The sequence below is a fragment of the Pseudomonas sp. 01L34 genome, from assembly GCF_056400265.1.
Window position 1 is genome coordinate 650,428 of record NZ_JBFTSX010000003.1, and the last position, 24,242, is coordinate 674,669.

17 protein-coding genes and 1 pseudogene are annotated in these 24,242 nt (G+C 60.5%); 12 read left to right on the forward strand and 6 right to left on the reverse strand.

All coding sequences use genetic code 11. From position 1 onward, the window contains the following. Nucleotides 1-4: 4 nt before the first annotated feature. Together cdhC and AC1DQM_RS11580 are read right to left on the reverse strand one after the other, a co-directional pair. On the reverse strand, nt 5-892 hold the full coding sequence (gene cdhC, locus AC1DQM_RS11575) for a 3-dehydrocarnitine:acetyl-CoA trimethylamine transferase CdhC (protein ID WP_019580671.1): 888 nt from the start codon (nt 890-892) through the stop codon (nt 5-7). A 100-nt stretch (nt 893-992) separates the two neighbouring features. Beyond that, the gene (locus tag AC1DQM_RS11580) at nt 993-1,937 is read right to left on the reverse strand and encodes a choline ABC transporter substrate-binding protein (RefSeq protein WP_007937989.1); all 945 of its coding nucleotides are present in this window, start codon (nt 1,935-1,937) and stop codon (nt 993-995) included. Between the two features lie 210 nt (nt 1,938-2,147). Between AC1DQM_RS11580 and AC1DQM_RS11585 the strand changes: the two genes are divergently transcribed. Continuing rightward, nucleotides 2,148-3,095 carry a GlxA family transcriptional regulator gene (locus tag AC1DQM_RS11585; protein ID WP_064620848.1) on the forward strand — a complete coding sequence of 316 codons (948 nt, stop codon included), beginning with the start codon at nt 2,148-2,150 and terminating at the stop codon, nt 3,093-3,095. A gap of 27 nt (nt 3,096-3,122) precedes the next feature. Here the strand turns inward: AC1DQM_RS11585 and AC1DQM_RS11590 are convergent, their stop codons facing one another. The 3 genes and pseudogenes from AC1DQM_RS11590 to AC1DQM_RS11600 all read right to left on the reverse strand — a co-directional run bounded on the left by AC1DQM_RS11590 (nt 3,123) and on the right by AC1DQM_RS11600 (nt 4,213). Further along, on the reverse strand, nt 3,123-3,539 hold the full coding sequence (locus AC1DQM_RS11590; protein WP_018928781.1) for a DUF3010 family protein: 417 nt from the start codon (nt 3,537-3,539) through the stop codon (nt 3,123-3,125). Nucleotides 3,540-3,570: 31 nt separating this feature from the next. Then, a pseudogene (locus tag AC1DQM_RS11595) lies at nt 3,571-3,804 on the reverse strand (helix-turn-helix domain-containing protein); the annotation flags it as partial. 7 nt (nt 3,805-3,811) lie between these two features. After that, complete coding sequence (locus tag AC1DQM_RS11600; RefSeq protein ID WP_018928783.1) at nt 3,812-4,213, reverse strand: lysozyme inhibitor LprI family protein; 402 nt, start codon at nt 4,211-4,213, stop codon at nt 3,812-3,814. 235 nt (nt 4,214-4,448) lie between these two features. On the opposite strand from AC1DQM_RS11600, the gene AC1DQM_RS11605 reads away from it, so the two are divergent. From AC1DQM_RS11605 to AC1DQM_RS11650, 10 genes are all read left to right on the forward strand, one after another. Beyond that, nucleotides 4,449-5,426 (forward strand): dipeptidase, encoded by a 978-nt coding sequence (locus tag AC1DQM_RS11605; protein WP_007907542.1) that lies wholly within the window; start codon nt 4,449-4,451, stop codon nt 5,424-5,426. Nucleotides 5,427-5,505: 79 nt separating this feature from the next. Further along, nucleotides 5,506-6,036, forward strand: coding sequence for a DUF5943 domain-containing protein (locus AC1DQM_RS11610; protein ID WP_007926354.1), 531 nt, complete (start codon nt 5,506-5,508; stop codon nt 6,034-6,036). A 15-nt stretch (nt 6,037-6,051) separates the two neighbouring features. Further along, nucleotides 6,052-8,112 (forward strand): dimethylglycine demethylation protein DgcA, encoded by a 2,061-nt coding sequence (gene dgcA / locus AC1DQM_RS11615; RefSeq protein ID WP_007938000.1) that lies wholly within the window; start codon nt 6,052-6,054, stop codon nt 8,110-8,112. Between the two features lie 209 nt (nt 8,113-8,321). Further along, a complete protein-coding gene (gene dgcB, locus AC1DQM_RS11620) occupies nt 8,322-10,271 on the forward strand; it encodes a dimethylglycine demethylation protein DgcB (protein ID WP_477746201.1) in 1,950 nt (649 codons plus the stop codon). Beyond that, nucleotides 10,271-11,491 carry an electron transfer flavoprotein subunit alpha gene (gene etfA / locus AC1DQM_RS11625; protein WP_018928785.1) on the forward strand — a complete coding sequence of 407 codons (1,221 nt, stop codon included), beginning with the start codon at nt 10,271-10,273 and terminating at the stop codon, nt 11,489-11,491. The genes dgcB and etfA overlap by 1 nt, the downstream gene beginning before the upstream one ends. Before the next feature lie 15 nt (nt 11,492-11,506). Further along, entirely contained in the window at nt 11,507-12,277 is a 771-nt protein-coding gene (gene etfB / locus AC1DQM_RS11630) for an electron transfer flavoprotein subunit beta (protein ID WP_019650283.1), read from the forward strand. A gap of 206 nt (nt 12,278-12,483) precedes the next feature. Continuing rightward, complete coding sequence (locus tag AC1DQM_RS11635; RefSeq protein WP_477746202.1) at nt 12,484-13,050, forward strand: N-acetyltransferase family protein; 567 nt, start codon at nt 12,484-12,486, stop codon at nt 13,048-13,050. A 1,642-nt stretch (nt 13,051-14,692) separates the two neighbouring features. Then, nucleotides 14,693-18,145, forward strand: a complete 3,453-nt coding sequence (locus AC1DQM_RS11640) for a GMC family oxidoreductase N-terminal domain-containing protein (protein WP_138866418.1) — start codon at nt 14,693-14,695, stop codon at nt 18,143-18,145. 216 nt (nt 18,146-18,361) lie between these two features. Further along, complete coding sequence (locus tag AC1DQM_RS11645; RefSeq protein WP_138866417.1) at nt 18,362-20,230, forward strand: c-type cytochrome; 1,869 nt, start codon at nt 18,362-18,364, stop codon at nt 20,228-20,230. A gap of 26 nt (nt 20,231-20,256) precedes the next feature. Continuing rightward, complete coding sequence (locus AC1DQM_RS11650) at nt 20,257-21,501, forward strand: metallophosphoesterase family protein (protein ID WP_477746203.1); 1,245 nt, start codon at nt 20,257-20,259, stop codon at nt 21,499-21,501. A 48-nt stretch (nt 21,502-21,549) separates the two neighbouring features. On the opposite strand, the gene gbcA is transcribed toward AC1DQM_RS11650, so the two are convergent. After that, entirely contained in the window at nt 21,550-22,845 is a 1,296-nt protein-coding gene (gbcA, locus tag AC1DQM_RS11655) for a glycine-betaine demethylase subunit GbcA (RefSeq protein ID WP_018928791.1), read from the reverse strand. Between the two features lie 283 nt (nt 22,846-23,128). On the opposite strand from gbcA, the gene gbcB reads away from it, so the two are divergent. Next, the gene (gene gbcB / locus AC1DQM_RS11660; protein ID WP_018928792.1) at nt 23,129-24,229 is read left to right on the forward strand and encodes a glycine-betaine demethylase subunit GbcB; all 1,101 of its coding nucleotides are present in this window, start codon (nt 23,129-23,131) and stop codon (nt 24,227-24,229) included. Nucleotides 24,230-24,242 lie beyond the last annotated feature (13 nt).

Below are 24,242 nucleotides of genomic sequence, written 5' to 3' on the forward strand. Positions count from 1 at the left end.
TGTTTCAACCGCGCTTGGTCAGGCCCATTTTTGCCCGGCCTTCTGCCGGGGTCAGAACGCGGGCGCCGAGGCGGCTGAGGATTTCCGAGGCGCGTTCGACCAGTTGGCCGTTGGTCGCCAGTACGCCCTTGTCCAGCCACAGGTTGTCTTCCAGGCCGACCCGCACGTTGCCACCGAGCAGCACCGCTTGCGCCGCCATCGGCATCTGCATGCGCCCGATGCCGAACGCCGCCCAGACCGCATTGGCCGGCAGGTTGTCGACCATGGCTTTCATGGTGGTGGTATCCGCTGGCGCACCCCACGGGATGCCCAGGCACAGCTGGAACAACGGGTTATCCAGCAGACCTTCCTTGATCATCTGCTTGGCGAACCACAGGTGACCGGTGTCGAAAATTTCCAGCTCAGGCTTGACGCCCAGCTCTTGAATGCGTTTGGCGCCAGCACGCAGCTGGGCAGGGGTGGACACGTAAATGGTGTCGCCGTCGCCGAAGTTCAGGGTGCCGCAATCCAGGGTGCAGATTTCCGGCAGCAATTCTTCAACGTGGGCCAGGCGGGTCAGTGGGCCGACCAGATCGGTGTTCGGACCGAACTCCATCGGGTTCTCGCCTGCGCCGATTTCCAGGTCGCCGCCCATGCCGGCAGTGAGGTTGACGATGATGTCGACGTCCGCCTCGCGGATGCGCTCCATCACTTCGCGGTACAGCGCCACGTCACGGCTGAACTTGCCGGTTTGTGGGTCGCGAACGTGGCAGTGGACCACGGTAGCGCCCGCCTTGGCGGCTTCCACGGCGGCGGCAGCGATTTGTTTCGGGGTGACCGGCACGTGTGGGCTCTTGGCGGTCGTGTCGCCAGCACCGGTGAGTGCGCAGGTGATGATGACGTCGTGGTTCATGAGGCGGTTTCCTTCAGGCTTGAGTTTTTTGGTGGAGCTTGGGCGTGGCGATTCCGCTCGCAGCCCGCATCGGGCTGCGAATCGGTGGTTCATTTCGGTTCTATTTGCTGGTCAGCTTCAGGTTTTCAGCGGCCGGCTTGCCATCGAATGTGGTCACGCCTTCAAGCCAGCGTTGCTTGTCTTGCGGGTGATCCTTGAGCCACTGTTTGGCCGATTCGAAAGCGTCCTTGTGATCCAGCAGCGGCTGCATCATCCGGCTCTCGTCTTCGGCGGTGAACGTCAGGTTGCTCAGCAGGCGACCGACGTTCGGGCATTGCTGCGCGTAGTTCGGCGAGGTGACGGTCCAGACCGTGGCCATGCCTTCGTTCGGACCGAGGGCGTCGTCGCTGCCGGTGAGGTAGGTCATCTTCACGTTGACGTTCATCGGGTGCGGCGCCCAGCCGAAGAACACCACGGCTTCCTTGCGGCGTACCGCGCGATCTACTGCCGCCAGCATGCCGGCTTCGCTGGACTCGACCAGCTGGAACTTGCCGAGGCCGAACTGGTTCTTGGCGATCATCGCCTTGATCTGGGTGTTGGCGCCCGAGCCAGGCTCGATGCCGTAAATCTTGCCGCCCAGTTCTTTTTCAAACTTGGCGATGTCGGCGAAAGTTTTCAGGCCCTTGTCGGCAAGGTAAGTCGGTACTGCCAGGGTGGCGCGGGCGTCCTTGAGGCTTGGCGCTTCAAGCACTTTGACCTGCTTGGCATCGACAAACGGCGTGATGGTCTGGGTCATCAGCGGGTTCCAGTAGCCCAGGAACAAATCCAGGCGCTGGTCGCGAATGCCGGCAAAGACGATTTGCTGGGAGGCGCTGGTTTGTTTGGTGCTGTAGCCGAGGCCGTCGAGCAGGACCTGGGTCATGGCGCTGGTGGCGATCACATCGGTCCAGTTCACTACGCCCATGCGCACGTTCTGGCACGACGCGGGTTCGGCTGCCATGACACTGGCGCTCAAGAAAGCGGTACCGCTGAGTGCAAGAACACAGCTGCTGATCAGTCGTTTCATGTCGGGGTTCCTCGGCAGGTCGTTTATTGTGGGTTCCGGTGTCTGATGCGCCGGTGATGCCAAGTTACGCAGCAAAGCCCCCGTGAAAGCGCACTGCGGCGACCAGCTCTTGCACTGCGGCGACCTGCGCACTTGAATGCTGCTGGCAAGTGGCGTATCAACGTCCACACGCTTCCCGCCCTCTCGTTGCCTGCCAGTCGAGTGCGCTCCATGTCCCAGGATTTCTACTTCTTGTTGATGCCGGGTTTTTCGGCGATCGGTTTTATCTCGGCAATCGAGCCGCTGCGGGTCGCCAATCGCTTTCGCGGCGAGTTGTACCGCTGGCATGTGTTGAGCGCCGATGGCGGGGCGGTTTTGGCCAGTAACGGCATGTCGGTCAACGCCGATGCGGCGCTGGAGCCGCTGAAGAAAGGCGCAACCCTGTTGGTGGTCGCCGGTTTCGAACCGCTGAAGTTCGCCACCCCGGCCCTGGAGCATTGGTTACGTCGGCTGGACAACGAAGGCGTAACCCTCGGCGCCATCGACACCGGCAGTTTCATCCTCGCCGAAGCCGGCCTGCTCGACGGCCATCGCCTGACCCTGCACTGGGAAGCGATCGACGCCTTCAAGGAATCTTATCCACAGCTGAGCGTCACCCAGGAGCTGTTCGAGATCGACCGACGGCGTATCACCTCCGCCGGCGGCACCGCCTCGATCGACCTGATGCTTGACCTCATCGGTCAGGCCCATGGCCCGGAACTGGCGATTCAGGTCAGCGAACAATTCGTACTCGGGCGCATTCGCCCGCGCAAAGATCACCAACGCATGGAAGTCGCCACGCGATATGGCATCAGCAACAAGAAACTGGTGCATGTCATTGGGGAGATGGAACAGCACAGCGAACCGCCGCTCAGCACTTTGGAGCTGGCGGAATCGATCAAAGTGACCCGGCGTCAGCTAGAGCGCCTGTTTCGCCTGCACCTGCACGACACGCCGAGCAATTTCTATCTGCGACTAAGGCTGGAGAAGGCGCGGCAGCTGCTGCGCCAGACGGACATGAGCGTGTTGGAGGTGAGTATCGCCTGCGGGTTTGAATCGCCGTCGTATTTCACCCGCAGTTATCGGGCGAGGTTTGAGCGGTGCCCGCGGGAGGATCGCCGACAAAGCCAGAAGGCCTGAAACCGACCTCCTACGGGATGTATGTCGTTACTTCTTCATCAGCGCCGAGCAGGCCGCTTTGTAGGCCTCGTGCTGATACTTGTTCAGCGTGGCCGGCAGTTCAAAGTCGAACTTTTTGTTCTGCGCATTGATGGTTTGCGGCGACAGCAGCGTTACCTCGCAATTTTCCAGTAACTGGAAAACCCCTTCGATCTTGAACGTGGTCGGCCCACCGGCGAACTCACCTTTCTTGCTGCGCTTCTTGATTGCGATCCGGTCGATTGAATTCTCACGAATAAACGACGCCACCTGAGCGGCAAAGACTTTGACGTTGGCGGCTTCGTCGTCATTGTCGAGGGCGATTTTCTTGGTGGCCAGCGCGACGTGGGTCAGCCCCTGATCGTCGAGGGAGGCCACGGCAAGGATTGCTTCGCTGCCTTTGATTTCGATGCCGCAGATTTTCATTTCAATCCCTTTTCCGATGTTGGCGTGCAGCTTACAGCTCTAGTTGATTGGCGGTGATGCCAAAAGCCGCGGCGATTTTCTCACGCGTGGCCTTGCGGGGCTTGGCAACCGTTTCCTGCTGGGCAAAGGCTGGTTGGGAGATGCCCATGCGTCTGGCCACTTCATCCTGCGTAAGGTTCAGGTGTTCACGCCAGGCACGAACAGGGGGTGCGCCATCGACGATGCGGCTGACTACTTCGTGTGGGATCAAATGATTCTCCATTTTTATGTTTTTATTCCTGCCCAATCGACTCCAAAAACTCCGACCGCTCGTCACTCATCCGCGCCACGCAATCATTTTGCGCAATGTTGAAGGCTTTACTGCCGCTCGTCGCCGGGAACGCTTCCACCGCGCAATCGGCATCCCGGGTCTTCAGCCATTGTTGTTGCGCAGTTTTGATTTTTGCGGTGATGTCGGCCAGTTGCGCCTTGTTACTGCCGTAGCGCGTTTGCATGCGCTCGTTCAGGCCTTGGTAGTTGTCGCTCAGCAGCTGTTCGGCGGTGTTTCTGCTGTAAGCCGAGCATTCCAGGGTCTGGACTTCGTTTTCGACGGCGTCACAGGGGTTGTCGTCGGCCCCTTCGGCCGCCTGTACGCCGGTCGCTATCAGTGCCAAAGCCAAGAAGATGGATTTCATTGCGTCGCCGCCCTTAATTCAGTGAAACATTCGGTGATGCGACGAATTCTGGCCCATGCGAACGGGCTTGAACAGGTAGGCAATCATGTCGGTTGGCGACCCTTTGTCGCGGATTGACGCTTTCGGCAATTCCCCTGTCGTTTTTGCACCCGGCTGCACCGTCCCTCAGGCATATGCTGGCCCCAAAGCGCCGGCACACGATTCGGCGCATGAATCGTTAATAGGGGACTGCCTGATGAGCCCAGCCGAATTACACGCCGACAGCATCGTTATCGACGGCCTGATTATTGCCAAGTGGAACCGTGAGCTGTTCGAAGACATGCGCAAGGGCGGTCTGACCGCGGCCAACTGCACCGTGTCGGTGTGGGAGGGCTTCCAGGCCACCGTCAACAACATCGCCGCCAGTCAGAAGCTGATTCGCGAGAACAGCGACCTGGTGATCCCGGTGCGCACTACCGCCGACATCCGCAAAGCCAAGGAGCAGGGCAAGACCGGCATCCTGTTCGGCTTCCAGAACGCTCACGCCTTCGAAGACCAGATCGGCTATGTCGAGGTTTTCAAGCAGCTGGGCGTCGGTATTGTGCAGATGTGCTACAACACCCAGAACCTGGTCGGTACCGGTTGCTATGAGCGCGATGGCGGCCTGTCGGGTTTCGGTCGTGAAATCGTTGCCGAGATGAACCGCGTCGGTGTCATGTGCGACCTGTCCCACGTCGGCTCGAAGACCTCCGAAGAAGTCATCCTCGAATCCAAGAAGCCGGTCTGCTACTCCCATTGCCTGCCGTCGGGCCTGAAAGTGCACCCGCGCAACAAGTCCGATGAAGAACTGAAGTTCATCGCCGATCACGGCGGTTTCGTCGGCGTGACTATGTTCGCGCCGTTCCTGGCCAAGGGTATTGATTCGACCATCGACGATTACGCCGAAGCCATCGAATACACCATGAACATCGTCGGCGAAGACGCCATCGGCATCGGCACCGACTTCACCCAGGGTCATGGCCAGGACTTCTTCGAATACCTGACCCATGACAAGGGCTACGCCCGCCGTCTGACCAGCTTCGGCAAGATCATCAACCCGCTGGGCATCCGCACCGTGGGCGAGTTCCCGAACCTGACCGAAACCCTGCTCAAGCGCGGCCATTCCGAGCGCGTGGTGCGCAAGATCATGGGCGAAAACTGGGTCAACGTTTTGAAAGACGTTTGGGGCGAATAAGCCGCCGCATCTGAAGAATCCTTTCCCCCGGCCGTCCGTGCCGGGGGCAACACAACGAATTTTCTGGAGTTAAGTTTCCATGGCCAAGATCGCCCCGCAATTGCCAATCGAAGTCGACAGCGAAACCGGTGTCTGGACCTCCGACGCCCTGCCGATGCTGTATGTGCCGCGTCACTTCTTCGTCAACAACCACATGGGCATCGAGGAAGTGCTGGGCGCCGACGCCTACGCCGAAATCCTCTACAAGGCCGGCTACAAGTCCGCTTGGCACTGGTGTGAAAAAGAAGCTGAATGCCATGGCCTGGAAGGCGTCGCGGTGTTCGAGCACTACATGAAGCGCCTGTCGCAGCGCGGCTGGGGCTTGTTCAAGATCCAGGACATCGACCTCGACAAAGGCACCGCCAGCGTCAAGCTCGAACACTCCGCATTCGTCTACGTGTACGGCAAGGTCGGGCGCAAGGTCGACTACATGTTCACTGGCTGGTTCGCCGGCGCCATGGACCAGATCCTGGCTGCTCGCGGCAGCAAGATCCGCACCGTCGCCGAACAAGTTTACGGTGGCTCCGAAGAAGGCCACGACGACGGTTTGTTCACCGTCAAGCCGTTGTAAGTCGAGGAACCCGCCATGGCTTTCGAAGCAATGTTCCAGCCGATCCAGATCGGCAAACTGACCATCCGCAACCGCGTGCTCAGCACCGCGCATGCTGAGGTCTACGCCACCGACGGCGGCATGACCACCGATCGGTACGTCAAGTATTACGAAGAGAAAGCCAAGGGCGGGATCGGCCTGGCGATTTGCGGCGGTTCCTCCAGCGTGGCCATCGACAGCCCGCAAGGCTGGTGGAAGTCGGTCAACCTGGCCGACGACCGGATTATTCCGCACTTCCAGAATCTGGCCGATGCCATGCACAAGCATGGCGCCAAGATCATGATCCAGATTACCCACATGGGTCGCCGCTCCCGCTGGGACGGTGAGCATTGGCCAACCCTGCTGTCGCCGTCGGGCATCCGCGAGCCGGTGCACCGCGCGACCTGCAAAACCATCGAGCCGGAAGAAATCTGGCGGGTGATCGGCAACTACGCCAGCGCCGCAGCACGGGCCAAGGCCGGTGGCCTGGATGGCGTCGAGCTGTCTGCCGTGCACCAGCACATGATCGACCAGTTCTGGAGCCCGCGAGTCAACAAGCGTACCGACGAATGGGGCGGCAGCTTCGAGAACCGCATGCGTTTCGGCCTGGAAGTGATCAAGGCTGTGCGCAAGGAAGTCGGTCCGGACTTCTGCGTTGGTATCCGTATCTGTGGTGACGAATTCCACCCTGATGGCCTGAGCCATGAGGACATGAAGCAGATCGCCAAGTACTACGACGACACCGGCATGATCGACTTCATCGGTGTCGTGGGCTCGGGTTGCGACACTCACAACACCCTGGCCAACGTTATTCCGAACATGAGTTATCCACCGGAGCCGTTCCTGCACCTGGCCGCCGGTATCAAGGAAGTGGTGAAGGCTCCTGTGCTGCACGCGCAGAACATCAAGGACCCGAACCAGGCGACCCGTATTCTGGAAGGCGGTTACGTCGACATGGTCGGCATGACCCGCGCTCACATCGCCGACCCGCACCTGATCGCCAAGATCAAGATGGGCCAGGTCGACCAGATCAAACAGTGCGTGGGCGCCAACTACTGCATCGACCGTCAGTACCAGGGCCTGGACGTCTTGTGCATCCAGAACGCCGCGACCTCCCGTGAATACATGGGCGTGCCGCACATCATCGAGAAATCCACCGGGCCGAAGCGCAAAGTCGTGATCGTCGGTGCCGGCCCTGCCGGGATGGAAGCTGCTCGTGTATCCGCTGAACGTGGCCACGACGTGACCCTGTTCGAGAAGAAAGAATTCATCGGCGGGCAGATCACTACCGCCTCGAAAGCCCCGCAACGGGACCAGATCGCCGGTATCACCCGTTGGTTCCAGCTGGAACTGGCGCGTTTGAAAGTCGACCTGCGCCTGGGCGTGGCGGCGGATGCGGCGACCATTCTCGACCTGCGTCCGGACGTCGTGGTGCTCGCCGTTGGCGGCCATCCGTTCCTGGAGCAGAACGAGCACTGGGGTGCGGCTGAAGGCCTGGTGGTCAGCAGCTGGGACATCCTCGACGGCAAAGTGGCGCCGGGCAAGAACGTGCTGGTCTACGACACCATTTGCGAGTTCACCGGGATGTCGACAGCCGACTTCCTCGCCGACAAAGGCAGCCAGGTCGAGATCGTCACTGACGACATCAAGCCGGGCGTGGCCATCGGCGGTACGTCGTTCCCGACTTACTACCGCAGCATGTACCCGAAAGAAGTGATCATGACCGGCGACATGATGCTGGAAAAGGTCTATCGCGAAGGCGACAAGCTGGTGGCGGTACTAGAAAACGAATACACCGGCGCCAAAGAGGAGCGGGTGGTTGACCAGGTGGTCGTCGAGAACGGCGTGCGTCCGGACGAAGAAATCTACTACGCCATGAAGGAAGGCTCGCGCAACAAAGGCCAGATGGACATCGAAGCCCTGTTCGCGATCAAGCCACAACCTTCGCTGAGCCAGGCGGGCGACGGCTACTTGCTGTTCCGCATCGGTGACTGCGTGGCCCAGCGCAACACTCACGCGGCGATCTACGACGCGCTGCGGTTGTGCAAGGATTTCTAACGGATTTACCACCATCACCTGTGGCGAGGGAGCTTGCTCCCGCTGGGCTGCGAAGCAGCCCCAAAACCTGCAGTCGAGGTGTATCAGGTGTACACCTGAGACTGTTTTGGGAGCGCTTCGCACTCCAGCGGGAGCAAGCTCCCTCGCCACAAGTAGGTGCGTCGCTCTCATCGGCACGCACATGACCCCGAGGTCTTTGGGAGCTCCACATGTTGAACACCCTTCTTCCAATTCTGTTGTTCGCTGCCCTGGGCCTGGCTGTCCTGGGCGCGTTGCGGCGGGTGGCTATGTGGCGTCAGGGCCGGGCTTCGAAAGTCGACCTGATCGGCGGTCTGTTCGCCATGCCCAAGCGTTACATGGTCGATTTGCACCACGTCGTCGCGCGGGACAAATACATCGCCAATACTCACGTCGCCACGGCCGGTGGTGCGGTGGCGTCCATTGTGCTGGCGATTCTGGTTCACGGTTTCGGCCTGCATAACCGCATCCTTGGTTATGCACTGCTGTTGATGACGGCAGTGATGTTCGTCGGTGCGATCTTTGTCTTCCTGCGCCGCCGCAACCCACCGGCCCGCTTGTCCAAAGGTCCGTGGATGCGCCTGCCGAAAAGCCTGCTGGCATTCTCGGCGTCGTTCTTCCTGTTGACCCTGCCGGTGGCGGGCATCCTTCCGGAAAACTTCGGTGGCTGGGTACTGGCGGCGATTCTCGGCGTCGGTGTGCTGTGGGGCGTGTCGGAACTGTTCTTCGGCATGACCTGGGGCGGGCCGATGAAGCACGCCTTCGCCGGTGCCCTGCACCTGGCGTGGCACCGTCGCTCTGAGCGGTTTGGCGGTGGTCGTTCCACCGGCTTGAAGCCGCTGGATCTGAACGACCCGACCGCGCCACTGGGCGTGGAAAAACCCAAGGATTTCACCTGGAACCAACTGCTCGGCTTCGACGCCTGCGTGCAGTGCGGTAAATGTGAAGCTGCGTGCCCGGCGTTCGCCGCCGGCCAGCCGCTGAACCCGAAAAAACTGATTCAGGACATGGTCGTCGGCCTGGCCGGTGGTACGGATGTCAAGTTTGCCGGCAGCCCTTACCCAGGCAAGCCGATCGGTGAGCACGCCGGTAATCCGCATCAACCGATCGTCAACGGTCTGGTGGACGCTGAAACCCTGTGGTCCTGCACCACCTGCCGCGCCTGCGTCGAGGAGTGCCCGATGATGATCGAGCACGTCGATGCCATCGTCGACATGCGCCGCCATCTGACCCTGGAAAAAGGCGCGACCCCGAACAAGGGCGCCGAGGTCCTGGAAAACCTGATCGCCACCGACAACCCTGGCGGCTTCGCGCCGGGCGGGCGGATGAACTGGGCGGCGGATCTGAACCTGAACCTGCTCAGCGAAAAGAAAACCACCGACGTGCTGTTCTGGGTCGGCGACGGTGCCTTCGACATGCGCAACCAGCGCACCCTGCGTGCCTTCGTCAAAGTGCTGAAAGCGGCCAAGGTCGACTTCGCAGTGCTGGGCCTTGAAGAGCGCGACAGCGGTGACGTGGCCCGGCGTCTGGGCGACGAGGCGACGTTCCAGCTGTTGGCCAAACGCAACATCCAGACCCTGGCCAAATACCGCTTCAACCGCATCGTCACCTGCGACCCGCACAGCTTCCATGTGCTGAAAAACGAATACGGCGCCTTCGATGGCAACTACCTCGTGCAGCACCACAGCACTTACATGGCGGAGATCATTGGCGAAGGCGCTCTGAATCTCGGTCAGCACAAAGGCAGCAGCGTGACTTATCACGACCCGTGCTACCTCGGTCGCTATAACGGCGAATACGAGGCGCCGCGCGAAGTGCTGCGCGCCCTGGGCATCGAGATCAAGGAAATGCAACGCTCCGGTTTCCGTTCGCGCTGCTGCGGCGGCGGTGGTGGTGCGCCGATCACCGACATTCCGGGCAAGCAACGGATCCCTGACATGCGCATGGAAGACATCCGCGAAACCGGCGCCGAACTGGTGGCCGTGGGTTGTCCACAGTGCACCGCGATGCTTGAGGGCGTGGTCGAGCCACGGCCATTGATCAAGGACATCGCCGAACTGGTGGCTGATGCGCTGCTTGAAGACGCCACGCCGGGAAAGCCTTCGGCACCGGCCAAACGTGAACCTGCGGAGGTGCATTGATGAGCGACATTATCCGCCGCGACCCTCGCGCTGAATGGATCGCCCGCAACCGTCTGCACCCGCTGCACGCGGCCATGCAACCGGTGCAACACAGCTGGATGGGGCCTAACGGCGTCATCCGCAAGAATCCCCACGGGATCGGTTTTATCGGTCCCAACGGGATCAAACGGATCGACCGCAGTGGCGCTCAGCAGGGCGGGGCAACTAAACGCTCGGCCGCGGTTGAAGTGCAATTGCCGCTGCATCAAGTGGCTGCACCCGCGTTCTACATCAGCGTGGTGCCGGACATGGTCGGCGGCCGCTTGAGCAGCCACGACCGCGATTTGCTCGGCCTGGCCCATCAGTTGGCCGGCAAGGACGGCGCGGTACTGGCGGTGGTCTTCGGTGAGCACAAGGAAAGCGCCTTCGCCACGGCAGGCGTTGACCGCTTGCTGGTACTGGAAGGCGACGAATTCAGTGGTTATGCACCGGAACAACGCGTGCAGGGCCTGCGGGCTGTGGATAACCAGTTCAGCCCGCGTCACTGGCTGCTGCCGGACAGCCGCAGTGGTGGCGGCGAACTGGGTCGACGCTTTGCTGCCGCACTGGGCGAACGTCCGGCCACACGGGTCTGGCAGGTCAAGGATCAGGAATGCATCGGCCGTGCCGGTGCCGGTTTGCAGGACCTTGCGCGGCCGGTGGCCCGCTTGATTCTGGCGGCTGCCGAATGCGCCGAACCGGTCAGCGAAACCCGTCACGAAGCGTTGCCGGTGGAGTTATCCACAACGGTCGCTCGCAGCCTGTCGCGGATCGAAGATCTGGGCGCGGTGGCGGTGGACCCGGCGGCGATTCCGATGGCCGAAGCCGAGTTCATCTTCTCTGGCGGCAACGGTGTCAAGGACTGGGGACTTTTCCACAGGACGGCCGAAGCGTTGGGCGCGACCGAAGGTGCGTCGCGGGTGGCGGTGGACGATGGTTTCATGGCGCGCGACCGTCAGGTCGGCGCGTCCGGCACCTGGGTAACCGCGCGGGTTTACGTGGCGGTGGGGATTTCCGGGGCGATCCAGCACCTGCAAGGCATCGGTGCCTGCGACAAGGTGGTGGCGATCAACCTCGATCCGGGGTGCGACATGATCAAACGGGCCGACCTGTCGGTGATCGGCGAGAGCGCCGAGATTCTTCAAGCCTTGATCGATGCGGTAGAGGCTTACCGCAACGACGCCAAGCGCGATGCGGCTTAAGGGAAGGAAAGGGTTATGAGCACGAAAATCATCAGCCTGGTGTCCATCGGTGCCCACCCGACCTCTGGCCGGCCACGCCGCGCCGAGCAGGACGCGCGGGCCGTTGAGCTGGGTCTGCAGCTGGCTGGGGATAACCTGCAAGTGCTGCACGCTGGCGACGTTGCGGAACCGGCGCTGCGTGCCTATCTGGGCATGGGCCTGGAACAGTTGCATGTGCTGGAACAACCGGTCGGCGCAGATGCGCTGCCAGCGTTGACCGACTATTTGCGTGACGCCGGGGCGCAGGTGGTGTTGACCGGCAGCCAGGCGGAAACCGGTGAAGGCTCGGGCATGTTGCCGTTCCTGCTGGCCGAAAGCCTCGGCTGGCCGCTGGTGGTGGGTTTGGCGCAAGTCGAATCCATCGACGGTGGTTCGGCGCTGGTTCTGCAGGCCTTGCCGCGCGGTCAGCGCCGTCGCTTGAAAGTGCGCCTGCCGTTTCTGGCGACTGTGGATAACGCAGCGCCCAAGCCTCGGCAAAGTGCCTACGGTCCGGCGCGACGCGGGGTATTGCAGGCAGATGAAGTTGAAGTGGTCGACGATGAACTGCTGGCAGTGGCCACGCTGCAACCGGCCAAGCCACGACCCAAGCGCCTGAAAGTGATCAAGGCCAAGAGCGGTGCCGACCGCATGAAGGCCGCGACGGCCAAGGCCAGTGGCGGCGGTGGGCAAGTGCTCAAGGGCGTGACCGCGCAGGCGGGCGCCGAAGCCATCCTCAAGTTGCTGATTGAAGAAGGCGTGGTTCGCTGACAAGTAGTCACCATCGATGTGGGAGCCTGTGTGGCGAGGGGGCTTGCCCCCGTTGGGCTGCGCAGCAGTCCTGAAATCTCTGATGTACCAAAGATCCTGTGAGTGCTACGCACTCAAACGGGGGCAAGCCCCCTCGCCACAAAGTGCTCCTGACGTGCTGGAGACGCAGGTCTGAAAACCATCTCACCGAAGTTAATGGGGAAATAATGGAAGTTGAATTTCGTCCGGCATTGCGCACGGATGCGCGGGAGATTGCCCGTTTGTTCCAGATTTCGTCAGAGGGGGCTTCGGATTACATCTGGAGCCAGCTGGCGGAACCCGGGCAGGATCTGCTGGAAGTGGGGGCGATTCGTTACGCCCGTGAAGATGTCGATTTCTCCTATCAGAACTGCGTTATCGCGCAGGTGCAGGGGCGGGTCATCGGCATGATGCACAGTTACGTGACACGTCACGATCCGTTGGCGGCTCCCGTGACCGATCCGGTCCTGGCGCCTTACGCCGACATGGAAGTCCCCGATACCCTTTATATTTCAAGCCTGGCCCTGCATGAAGGTTGGCGCAACAAAGGCTTGGGTGTGCGCTTTCTCGAGCACGCTCAACAGCGCGCCGATCAACTGGAACTCAACGGCCTGAGCCTGATCGACTATGCAGCGAATACCGGGGCTCGGCGTTTTTATGAGCGCCATGGTTTTGGGATCGTCAAAACCTGTCAGGTTGTTTCTCATCCGATGATTCGGGTGACGGGTGATGCCTATCTCATGCATCGGCCTTAGGGGCTTCCCGGTTTTGATTGTGTACATATCCGTTGCTGCGGTAATGGCGACTGGCGGTTTCGCTCTTACAGCGAGTCACTTTCGAAAAGCCGGAATGCCGGCCCAGGCGAAAGTAACCAAAGCGCTCTTGCCCCTTTCGTTCGGCGCCTCGCCTAGGCTCGGCATGCCCTCGTTCCGGTCCTGCTCCGTGGGCCCACTGCGCAGAACCTCCACTCGGCCTCTCGAGGGGGCGGTGCGTCAAAATCAAAAGCAAGGCGGCCTACCGGCCGGCCTGATCTCACGTGCACGCATTTCCCTGTAGGAGCTGTCGAGCGAAGCGAGGTGGCGATCTTTTGATCTTGCTTTTGCTTTGCTTTGCTTTGGTTTTTGATCTTGATCTGTACGCCCCTTTCCCAGAGGCCGAACGCAGGCGTTGCGCAGGGGGCACCGCGGCAAGGATGCCGCGGTAGCCGCCCCCGGCCATGGATGGCCGATGGCGGCGGGCCCCCGGAGCAATGCCGGAGTGAGGGTATGCCGAGCCTAGGCGAGGCACCGAATGGCGGGGCAAAAGCGTTTTGGTTACTTTGGCGCTTTTCCAAAGTGACCCGCTGTAAGAGCGGAACCATAAGCCGCCGTTACCGCAGAAACGGATATGTACTCCTAACGCACTTGGGTTACCCACAATCCCTGTTAGCGCTTCTGTGGATAACATGTTCGCCCCTCGCTACACCCCATGCCAATCAAGCCCTGCAGCCCTCCGTACAAAAAACAACCAGCCTAACCCACGGTTTTTTCGGGCTTTTTCCACAGAGTAACGTCGCTCACTGGCCGACACTTGCCCCCAATCTCTGTTGGCGCTTCTGTGGATAAGATGTTCGCTGTCCGCTACAGGCCATACAGATCGCGGCTTTCAGTGGGTTGATCAAATATTGTTCAATTCGGCGTTTTCCTCCGCTAATCGTCCCGTAAACCCGGAATACTCGCGGGTTTCAGCGGTTTTCCACAGAGACCGCAAAGTTGCCCCCAAAGTCTGTTGGTGCTTCTGTGGATAAGGTGTTCGCCATCCCCTGCACGCTATGTAAAACGTGGTCTGCAAGCTTCTGATTAAAAAACAACCAGTGCCCGGCTAAAACCCTGCTTCTGGATAAGTCACGGTTTTTCTTCGGTTTTTGTGAATAGATTTAGCCTGTCACCCGCAGTTGTCCCCATTTGCTGTGGGTGGAGATGTGGATAACTTGTTCGCTGAACCCTGTAAGCCACGGCCCGTATAGGCCGGAACGCGATAGATCAGATTTCATACAGTTCTAAGGCACTTCCTTGACTTCGATCTGTCGCCTGTCTTCACTCTCATCGCATAAGGACAACTGTCACTTATCCACATCTGGTTCAGGGAGAACGCGTGATGGATAGCCAGCCACATCGCTCGCAGCCACATTCGCACCCCAGCCCCTGCGTGACCTGTGTTCCGACATCCGCCACCTCGTTGCACAAGCGGATTCATCGTCGCGCCGCCAATCAGCGCGCTCGTCTATAGCGCCTGGCCCCCTTAAGCCATAACACCGCTGCCATTGAGGCCCGACCGTGCCCGGTGACCAGGCGTTTGTTCGTCTATCGATTGCAGGCAACCGCAGAGTTGCCCCATCTGCCCGAGAGGAAATGACCCATGACACGGATCGCCACGCCCATCAGCGATATCAAGGAACATTACGACGTGATCGTCATTGGCTCCGGCTACGGCGGCGGGATCGCGGCGTCGCGCCTGTCCCGGGCCGGCAAGCGGGTATGCCTGCTGGAGCGAGGCCGGGAAATCCAGCCCGGCGAATACCCCAATACGATGCTGGCGGCCACTGAAGAGCTGCAAGTGCATGACCCGGACGGGCACATCGGTTCGCGCACCGGGCTGTTCGACCTGCACGTCAACGCCCAGCAGAACGTAGTGGTCGGTTGCGGTCTGGGTGGCACGTCGCTGATCAACGCCAACGTCGCGCTGGAACCGGAACCCGGTGTATTCGACGATCCGCGCTGGCCGCTGGCGGTACGTGAACATCGCGACACGCTGCTCAAGGACGGATACGCCCGGGCTCGGGAGATGCTCAAGCCCAATCCCTATCCGAAAACCGCTCCGACCTTACCCAAACTCGAGGCTAACCAGAAGTCCGCCGATTACCTCAAGCAAGGCGCGCACTTCTACAAGCCGCCGATCAACGTGACCTTCGACAAACTGCCGAACAACCTCAACCACGTCGGCGTCGAGCAATTGCCGTGCAACCACTGCGGCGACTGCGTTTCGGGCTGTAACAACAAGGCCAAGAACACCACGTTGATGAATTACCTGCCGGATGCCTGCAACCACGGCGCAGAGATTTTCTGCCAGGCCGAGGTCCGGCATCTGGAGCGCGACGGCGATGGCTGGATCGTGCACTTCCAATACCTGGACAGCGGCCGCGAGAAATTCTCCGCGCCGACGCTGTTCGTCAAGGCGGACATCGTCGTGGTGTCTGCCGGCACCCTGGGCTCCACCGAAATCCTCCTGCGCTCTCGGGACAAAGGCCTGTCGACGTCCAATCAGCTTGGCGAAAACATGAGCGGCAACGGCGACATCCTCGGTTTCGGCCACAACTGCGATGAAACGATCAACGGCATCGGTTTCGGTGCCCATCCGGCCAAGGAGATGAAACCGGTCGGCCCGTGCATCACCTCGATCATCGACATGCGCACCGAAGGCGACTGGCGCAGCCGCATGGTCATTGAAGAAGGCTCGATCCCTGGTGCTCTTGGCCGGCCCATGGTGCCAAGCATGGCCACGTTCGCCGGGTTGATCGGCAAACCCACCGATGACAGCTTCACCGGCAAGCTCAAATACGCCGAGCGCGAAGCCGAAAGCTTCCTGCGCGGCCCGTACCACGGCGCCCTGCACAACATGCAGACCTACCTGATCATGAGCCACGACGACGGCAAGGGGCGCATGGTGCTCGACAGCAAGGATCAGTTGCGCATCGACTGGCCGGGCGTTGGTGAGCAGGAAAACGTCAAGATCGGCAACGAGCGCCTGCACCAGAGCACCAAGGCCTTGGGCGGGATCTGGGTCGAGAACCCGATCTGGACCGAGCTGCTCAAACACAGCATCGTTTCCGTGCACCCATTGGGCGGTTGTGTGATGGGCGAGGATGCGACGCAAGGCGTGGTCAACCACAAGGGCCAGGTGTTCAGCGGCGTCAGCGGCACCGATGTCTATGCCGGGCTGTACGTGGCCGACGGTGCGGTGATCCCGACCTCACTGGCGGTCAATCCGTTGCTGACTATCTCTGCCGTGAGCGAGCGCAACATGGGGCTGCTGGCGGCCGATCGTGGTTGGCACATCGACTACACGTTGCCCTCGGCACCGCGCAAACCGGTGGCGGCACCGACTCTCGGCGTGCAGTTCACCGAAACCATGAAGGGCTATTTCTCCAAAGATTTCACCCAGCCCCAGGGCACCGATCTCAAACTCTACGAAGCGGCGGCCAAACGCGGCAAGTCGGATAACTCGCCGATCGAATTCACCTTGACCATCACCGCCAACGACCTCAATCGCATGATCAAGGAGCCAGAACACGCCGCGACACTGGTCGGCTCTCTGGATGCGCCGGGCTTGTCGCCGGAACCACTGACCGCCAGCAATGGTGTGTTCAATCTGTTCGAGGAATATCAGGAACAGGTCGGTGTGCGGCACATGAATTACGACATGAAACTGACCGCCGAGGACGGCAGCGATTATTACTTCAGCGCATTCAAGACCGTTCCCGAAGACAACGGCGTGCTTAACGTCTGGCACGACACCAGTACGCTCTATGTGACGCTGTATCGCGGGCCGGACAAGACGGGCGAAGTGATCGGCTCGGGGGTGATGCACATCGAGCCGGCCGATTTTGCCAAGCAGATGACCACCATGAAGGTGCTCAACGCGCGCAACGAACGTGAGCGCATTGAAGGGCTGGCGCGGTTCGGCAAGTTCTTCGCCGGCATCTTGTGGGAGAGCTACGGCGGGGTGTTCGCCGGAGACATCTACTTCAACCCCGATGCGCCGCCCCGGCAGAAACGGCCGCTGGATGCGCCGACGCCAAGCGTGCAGTTCTTCCAGACCGAAGACAGCGTCCAGCTACGCTTGACCCGCTATCAGGGCGGCACCAAGGGGCCGGTGATGCTGGTGCATGGTTTGGGTGTGGGCTCGAATATTTTCTCCACCGACACCATCCAGACCAACCTGCTGGAGTACCTGTGCAAGCACGAGTACGACGTCTGGCTTCTGGATTTTCGGGTCAGCATCCTGCTGCCGGCCAGCAAACATGAATGGAACGGCGACCAGATTGCCCAGTACGACTTCAAGGCCGCCATCGAGCATATCCAGCAGGCCACCCTCGCCGCTGACGTGCAGTGCGTGGTGCATTGCTACGGCGCGACGACCTTCTTCATGTCACTGCTGGCCGGCTTGCAGGGCGTGCGTTCGGTGGTCTGTTCGCAGATCGCCGCGGACACGGTGGTCGCCACGGCAACGGGGCTCAAGGCCGGTCTGCATTTGCCGGGGATGCTCGACGCCATCGGCATCAAATCCCTCACCGCGTATGCCGACAACAAGGAGAGCTGGTTCAACAAACTCTATGACAAGGCCCTCAACATCTACGCCCGCATCGAGGCTCAAGGTTACTGCACCAACCCGGTGTGCCACCGCATCACCTTCATGTACGCGTCGCTGTACCGCCACGACACACTCAACGAAACCCTGCACGACAACCTGCACGAGTTGTTCGGCGAGTCGAACATACAGACCTTCGAGCACCTGGCGCTGATCCTGCGCAAAGGCCATCTGGTGGACTTCAAGGGCCAGGACGTCTACATGCCGCACTTCGACCGGCTGACCATGCCGATCTGCTTCATCAGTGGCGAAGACAACCAGTGCTACTTGCCCGAAAGCACGCTCAGGACCTATGAGCGCGTGTGCAAAATCCATGGACCGGAACGCTACAGCCGGCATGTGGTGCCGGGTTATGGGCATATCGACTGCATGTTCGGCAAGAACGCGGTGGTCGATGTGTACCCGATCATCCTGCAGCACCTGGAGAAAACCGCCCTCGGCTAGCACTGCTCACCTGTGGCTTGGGGCTTGTTGTGGCGAGGGGGCTTGCCCCCGTTGGGCTGCGAAGCGGCCCCAAATCGGCAAATGCGGTCATTCAGGAACATTGCGATTGCATGTTTCACGACTGCTTCGCAGCCGAGCGGGGGCAAGCCCCCTCGCCACGGGTATGTGCCCACTCAAGATTCGTTGGTGGCTAGGGACAAAAAGGAAATGGATGCCATGGACAGTTACATCCGCTGGTTTCAACGCTTCATCTGGATAGGCATCGCAATGAACATGGTCTTCGCGATTCCGGCGCTGTTCGCGCCGGCATTGCTGACCTCGATGCTCGGAATGCCTCCGCAGCTCTCCGATCCTTGGCTGGAGAACGCCGGCATGTTGCTGGTGGGGATCAGCCTTTTTTACATGCCGTCAGGCTTCAATGCCCCCAAATACGTGGTGCATTCGTGGCTGTGCGTATTGTCGCGGTTGGTCGCCGTGGCGTTCTGGATTTACCTGATCAACACCAGCAACCAGGCCCAGGTGTTCGTGCCGATGCTGCTGGGCGATCTGGGCATGTTCCTGATCCTCGGGATTCTGCTGTACCTGGGCAGCGCGCCGGCCAATCGGCCGTTCGCCCTGCTTCGCGATGGCTGGCGTGAGTGGTGCGCAGCGTGGGCGCGACGCTGGCGGCGGCACAGCTTCAAGGTCGCCACGCTGGTCGTGGTGCTGGCGCTGGGGTTTATCGGCTACGAAACCTGGTACCAGATGCTGCGGGTGGTGCCGGCCGAGCAATACGCTTCTGACGAAGACCACTACAAATACGCCGCCATCGGCCTGGGCATCGAAGCACGGATTCCCTATTACCTGTTCGCCGTGTTGCCGCAGATGTGCCCGGAGAAACTGCCGAAGCCCGGCGGTTACGAAGTGTTCGGTTTCCTCTACGAGAACGGCAAGGACCTGCCGATCGGCATGGCCAAGCGGCAGATCGGCTACCCGACCGTGGAGCCCAACTGCGCCTTGTGCCACACCGGCTCCTACCGCGCCAATGCCAGCGACGTTGCTACCCCGGTGGCCTCCGCGCCGGCCAATACCCTGCAACTGCAGGCCTTCCAGTGGTTCGCCTACGATTGCGCGAGCGACCCCAAATTCACGCCCGACGCGGTGATGACTGCGATCAACAGCAAGTTCCAGCTCGGGTTCTTCGAGCGCCTGTACAACCGCTATCTGATCATCCCGATGGCCACCAGCGCGCTGATCAAACAGAAACAGGCTTATGCCTGGCAGAAGCTGCGCGCACCGCAAGGGCCGGGGCGTACCGACACTTTCAACCCGACGAAAATGGTGGTGTTCGGCTTCCCGGATGACTCGACCATCGGCACCGTCGACTTGCCGCAAGTCTGGAACCAGAAACCCCGGGAATCGCTGTACCTGCACTGGGACGGCAACAACAACGATATCCATGAGCGCAACTACGCGGCGGCCATGGCCGTGGGCGCGACGCCGGAGTCGGTGCTGCCGGACAGTTTCAACCGGGTGACCAATTGGCTGCTGGGCCACAAGGCACCGGCCTGGCCGTTCGCGCTGGATCAGGCCAAGGTCGCCCGGGGCAAGCCGGTCTGGGAAAAGAATTGCGCCGGTTGCCATGACTTCGGTCGCACCGACACCGGTCAGGTCACCACCACGATTGATGAACTGGGCACCGATCCCCATCGGCTGAACTCGTTCACCACCGGTTTAGTGACAGCCTTCCACGGCTTCAAGAAACCGCCGTTCGACTTTGGTGCTTACCGCAAGACCCAGAGCTACAGCAACACGCCCACCGACGGCATCTGGTTGCGCGCGCCGTACTTGCACAACGGCTCGGTGCCGACCCTGTGGGATTTGCTGCAACCGCCGGAACTGCGGCCGCAGGTGTTCTTCACCGGTTCCGACATTTATGACAAGGACAAGGTCGGCTACGTCACCAGTGGCGAGCAGGTGAAAGCCTCGGCGGACTTCAAATACGACACGCGCCTGGAGGGCAACCACAACGGTGGCCACCTGTACGGCACGCAGTTGTCGGAACTCGATAAGCGGGCGCTCATCGAGTTCATGAAAACCCTGTGATTCCACTACGGATGGAGGAAAGCGACATGTCATTGGTCAGACATTGGGAACATGAATACGACAAGGTGAAGGTGCGCCTGCACGGGCTGTTCACACGGCTGGAAATGGCCTGGAAGAAGCTCGTCAGCGAGCTTGAACCGGAGGAGTACCAAGCCATCGTCGCGCTGCTGCAGCGGGGGCACGATCAGGCGCAATACGTGCTCAAGCACGGCGACTTGCCGGACGATCAACCGAGTGTGCCGTGGGAGTTGTCCCACGGTTTGTCGATCCTGCACATCGGCAACGCCAGCCCCTTGCCGCAATCGGTAGATGAGCTGCAGACCCAAGTGCTCAAGGATGGCAGCCTGCTCGGTTGTCGCAAATGGGAGCTGCTGGATCTGTTGTGGAGCGAAGCGTTGCTCAAGTGGATCGAGAACCTGCGGCATCACGCACCGTTCGCCACCAACCCGGCGTTGATGCGCATGGACAGTGACGTGACCCTGGCCATTGCCGGCGACTGGGGCACCGGGCCGTTCGACAGTCATGCCCCGGCAGTGGCGGTGGCCGATCAGATGCAACTGGCCCAGGCCGACTTCACCATTCATCTGGGGGATGTGTATTACGCCGGCACCCGCTCCCAGGAAGACGTCGACATGGTCGGTTGGCCGATGGGCAAGCAGGGCTCATTCACTCTCAACTCCAACCACGAGATGTACAGCGGCGCCCATGGCTACTTCAAGGAACTGGCCAAACGTTTCCCGGCGCAGCAGGGCACCAGTTATTTTGCGTTGTACAACGATGACTGGCTGGTGGTCGGGATCGACTCGGCTTATGCCTCCAGTCCAATCAACCTGTATATGGACGGCGCGCTGAACAAGCAGCAGATCGACTGGATGAAAGACCTGCCCAAACGCAAGAAGATCATGGTGCTCAGTCATCACCAGGGCTTTGACATTACCGGGCGTGACAAGACCGCGCTGTACAAGCCGGTCTGCGATGCCTTGGGGCGCGAGCCGGATTACTGGTATTGGGGGCATTTGCATAACGGCATCTGCTATGCCACTCAAGGTGGCTTGCATGCACGTTGCGCCGGGCACGGGGCGATTCCCTATGGCAATGCCAGCGAGCTGAACGGGCATCCGGGGGTGCTGTGGTCGGAAACGCAAAATGGGCGGGATGAGGCGTACCCGGATCGGGTGTTGAACGGTTATGTGAAGGTGCGGCTGGTGGGGGAGAACATCGAAGAGACGTTTATTGGCGAGGATGGTTCGGTGCGGTGGTCTTCAATTTAGCGAGGAAGGATCGTTCCCACGCCTGGCGTGGGAACGATCAGATTTCGATTAACCCTGAACCGGAACACCTTTGAGGTAAGGCGCAGGCTCGGCCCCCAGGTTGTTCAGCATCCGCTCGCTGTACCAGTCCACGAAGTTCACCACGCCGAACTCATAGGTCTTGGAGTAAGGCCCTGGCTGGTACGCGGTGGAGTTGATCCCGCGCTGGTTCTCTTCGGCCAGGCGACGGTCCTGGTCGTTGGTCGCATCCCAGACCTGGCGCATGCGCTCCACGTCGTAGTCCACGCCTTCGACCGCGTCCTTGTGGACGATCCACTTGGTGGTGACCATGGTTTCCTGGGCGCTGATCGGCCACACGGTGAACACGATGATGTGGTCGCCCATGCAGTGGTTCCACGAGTGCGGCAGGTGCAGGATGCGCATCGAGCCCAGGTCCGGGTTCTTGATGCGGCCCATCAGTTTGGCGCAGCCCTGTTTGCCGTCCATGGTCATCGATACGGTGCCCTTGAGCAGCGGCATGCGCACGATACGGTTACGCAGGCCGAAACTGGCGTGGGCGTAAGGGATCTTCTCGGCTTCCCAGGCAGCGGCGGAAGCGGCTACGTGGTCCTTGAAGGCCTGGTCGGCACGCGGATCGGTGACGTCGTCCCATTCCAGCAGGGTTTTCAGCAATTCCGGGTGTGAACCGCCGCAGTGGTAGCACTCGCGGTTGTTTTCCAGCACCAGTTTCCAGTTGGCCTTTTCCATCAAGGTGGTTTGCACCGCCACCTTGGTGTTCTCCATGTCGTACGGTTCCATGTAATGGCTGAGCGTCGACAGGAAGTCATCGATGGCCGGCGGGTTTTCTGCCAGGCTGATGAAGATGTAACCGCCGGCGGTCTTCACGTTCACCGGTTTGAGGCCGTATTGCTTCATGTCGAAGTCGGCGCCCATTTCGGTGCCGGCGAACAGCAGGCGACCGTCCAGCTCGTACGTCCACTGGTGGTAGTGGCAGACCAGTTTGGCGACCTTGCCTTTTTCACTGGTGCACAGGCGTGAACCACGGTGGCGGCAGACGTTGTGGAACGCATGGACCACGCCATCGGCGCCACGAATCACGATGATCGGGTTCTTGCCGACTTGCAGGGTCAGGTAGTTGCCCTTGGTCGGGATCTCGCAGGTCATGCCGGCAATCAACCACTCTTTCTGGAAGATTTCCTGCATGTCGATATCAAACAGCCGCTCGTCAGAGTAAAACGGCTGCGGCAGCGAGAAAGTGCGCTCGCGCTCTTGCAGCATCTGCGCAGTGGCCTTGCGTGCGGGTTCCAGTGGATCGCCCAGGCTCAGGGTAGTGGTGACGTCCATCGTTTAATCCTCAAGGCCATTCTGTGTGGCCGGCGAAAGTGGCTAATCAGGTTTGCTACGCAAGGTGTAAAGGTTGTGTCTTGGTATGGGGCGAGTGTGGGGCCGGCGCTCCCCGGAACCTTATCCATGGGCGACATGGCCCAATCTGTTCCCGACGCCCAACCCCCGGTAATTGGGGGCTGGTCGCGATAAGTATGTCAATGTCGCAGATAGGTAAATGGCGGGGCTGCGCTATACGCAGAATCGCCAACATAAAGGCCGGTAGTCGGCCGTGGAGATCAGCATGTCCAACAACTTCCTGAACCCGGTAACCACCCAGACCTGGGCCAATGGTCGACACATTGTCCGTTGCGTCAAAGTCATCCAGGAAACCTGGGATGTGCGCACCTTCTGCTTTATGGCCGACCAGCCGATCATGTTCTTCTTCAAACCGGGGCAATTCGTCACCCTGGAGCTGGAAATCGAAGGCCAGCAGATCATGCGTTCGTACACCATTTCCAGCTCGCCGTCGGTGCCGTACAGCTTCTCGGTGACGATCAAGCGCGTACCGGGCGGCAAGGTCTCGAACTGGTTGCATGACACCCTGCATGAAGGCTACGAACTGGCGGTGCACGGCCCGGTCGGGCTGTTCAACGCCATCGACTTTCCGAACCCGAAAGTGTTGTACCTCAGTGGCGGCGTGGGCATCACCCCGGTGATGTCCATGGCGCGCTGGTTCTTCGATACCAACGGCAATGTCGATATGGCCTTCATCCATAGCGCCCGCTCGCCGAAAGACATCATTTATCACCGCGAGCTGGAGCACATGGCGGCGCGGATCGAAAACTTCAGCCTGCACCTGATCTGCGAGAAACACGGTTTCGGTGAGCCGTGGGCCGGATACCGCGGTTATCTCAACCACAAGATGCTCGAACTGATGGTCCCGGACTTCCTTGAGCGGGAAGTGTTCTGCTGCGGTCCGACGCCCTACATGAATGCGGTCAAGCGTTTGCTGGAAAACGCCGGCTTCAATATGAAGCGCTACCACGAAGAGTCCTTCGGCGCCACACCGCCAGAGGCTATCGCCGATGCAGAGGAACACGCTGAACAAGCGGCCGACGCCCCTGCAATCGACGCCGCCGACCTGCATCAGGTGGAATTCACCGCCTCCGGCAAGAGCATCCGCGTGGCTCCGGGCGAAACCGTCCACGCCGCTGCCGCCAAGCTGGGCCTGATGATCCCCAAGGCCTGCGGCATGGGTATCTGCGGTACCTGCAAGGTAATGAAGCTTGCCGGCGAAGTGGCAATGGAACACAACGGCGGGATTACCGAGGAAGACGAAGCCGAAGGGTTCATCCTGTCTTGCTGCAGCGTGCCGAAGGGTGACGTGCGGATCGAGTATTGATCGCTCGAGATGA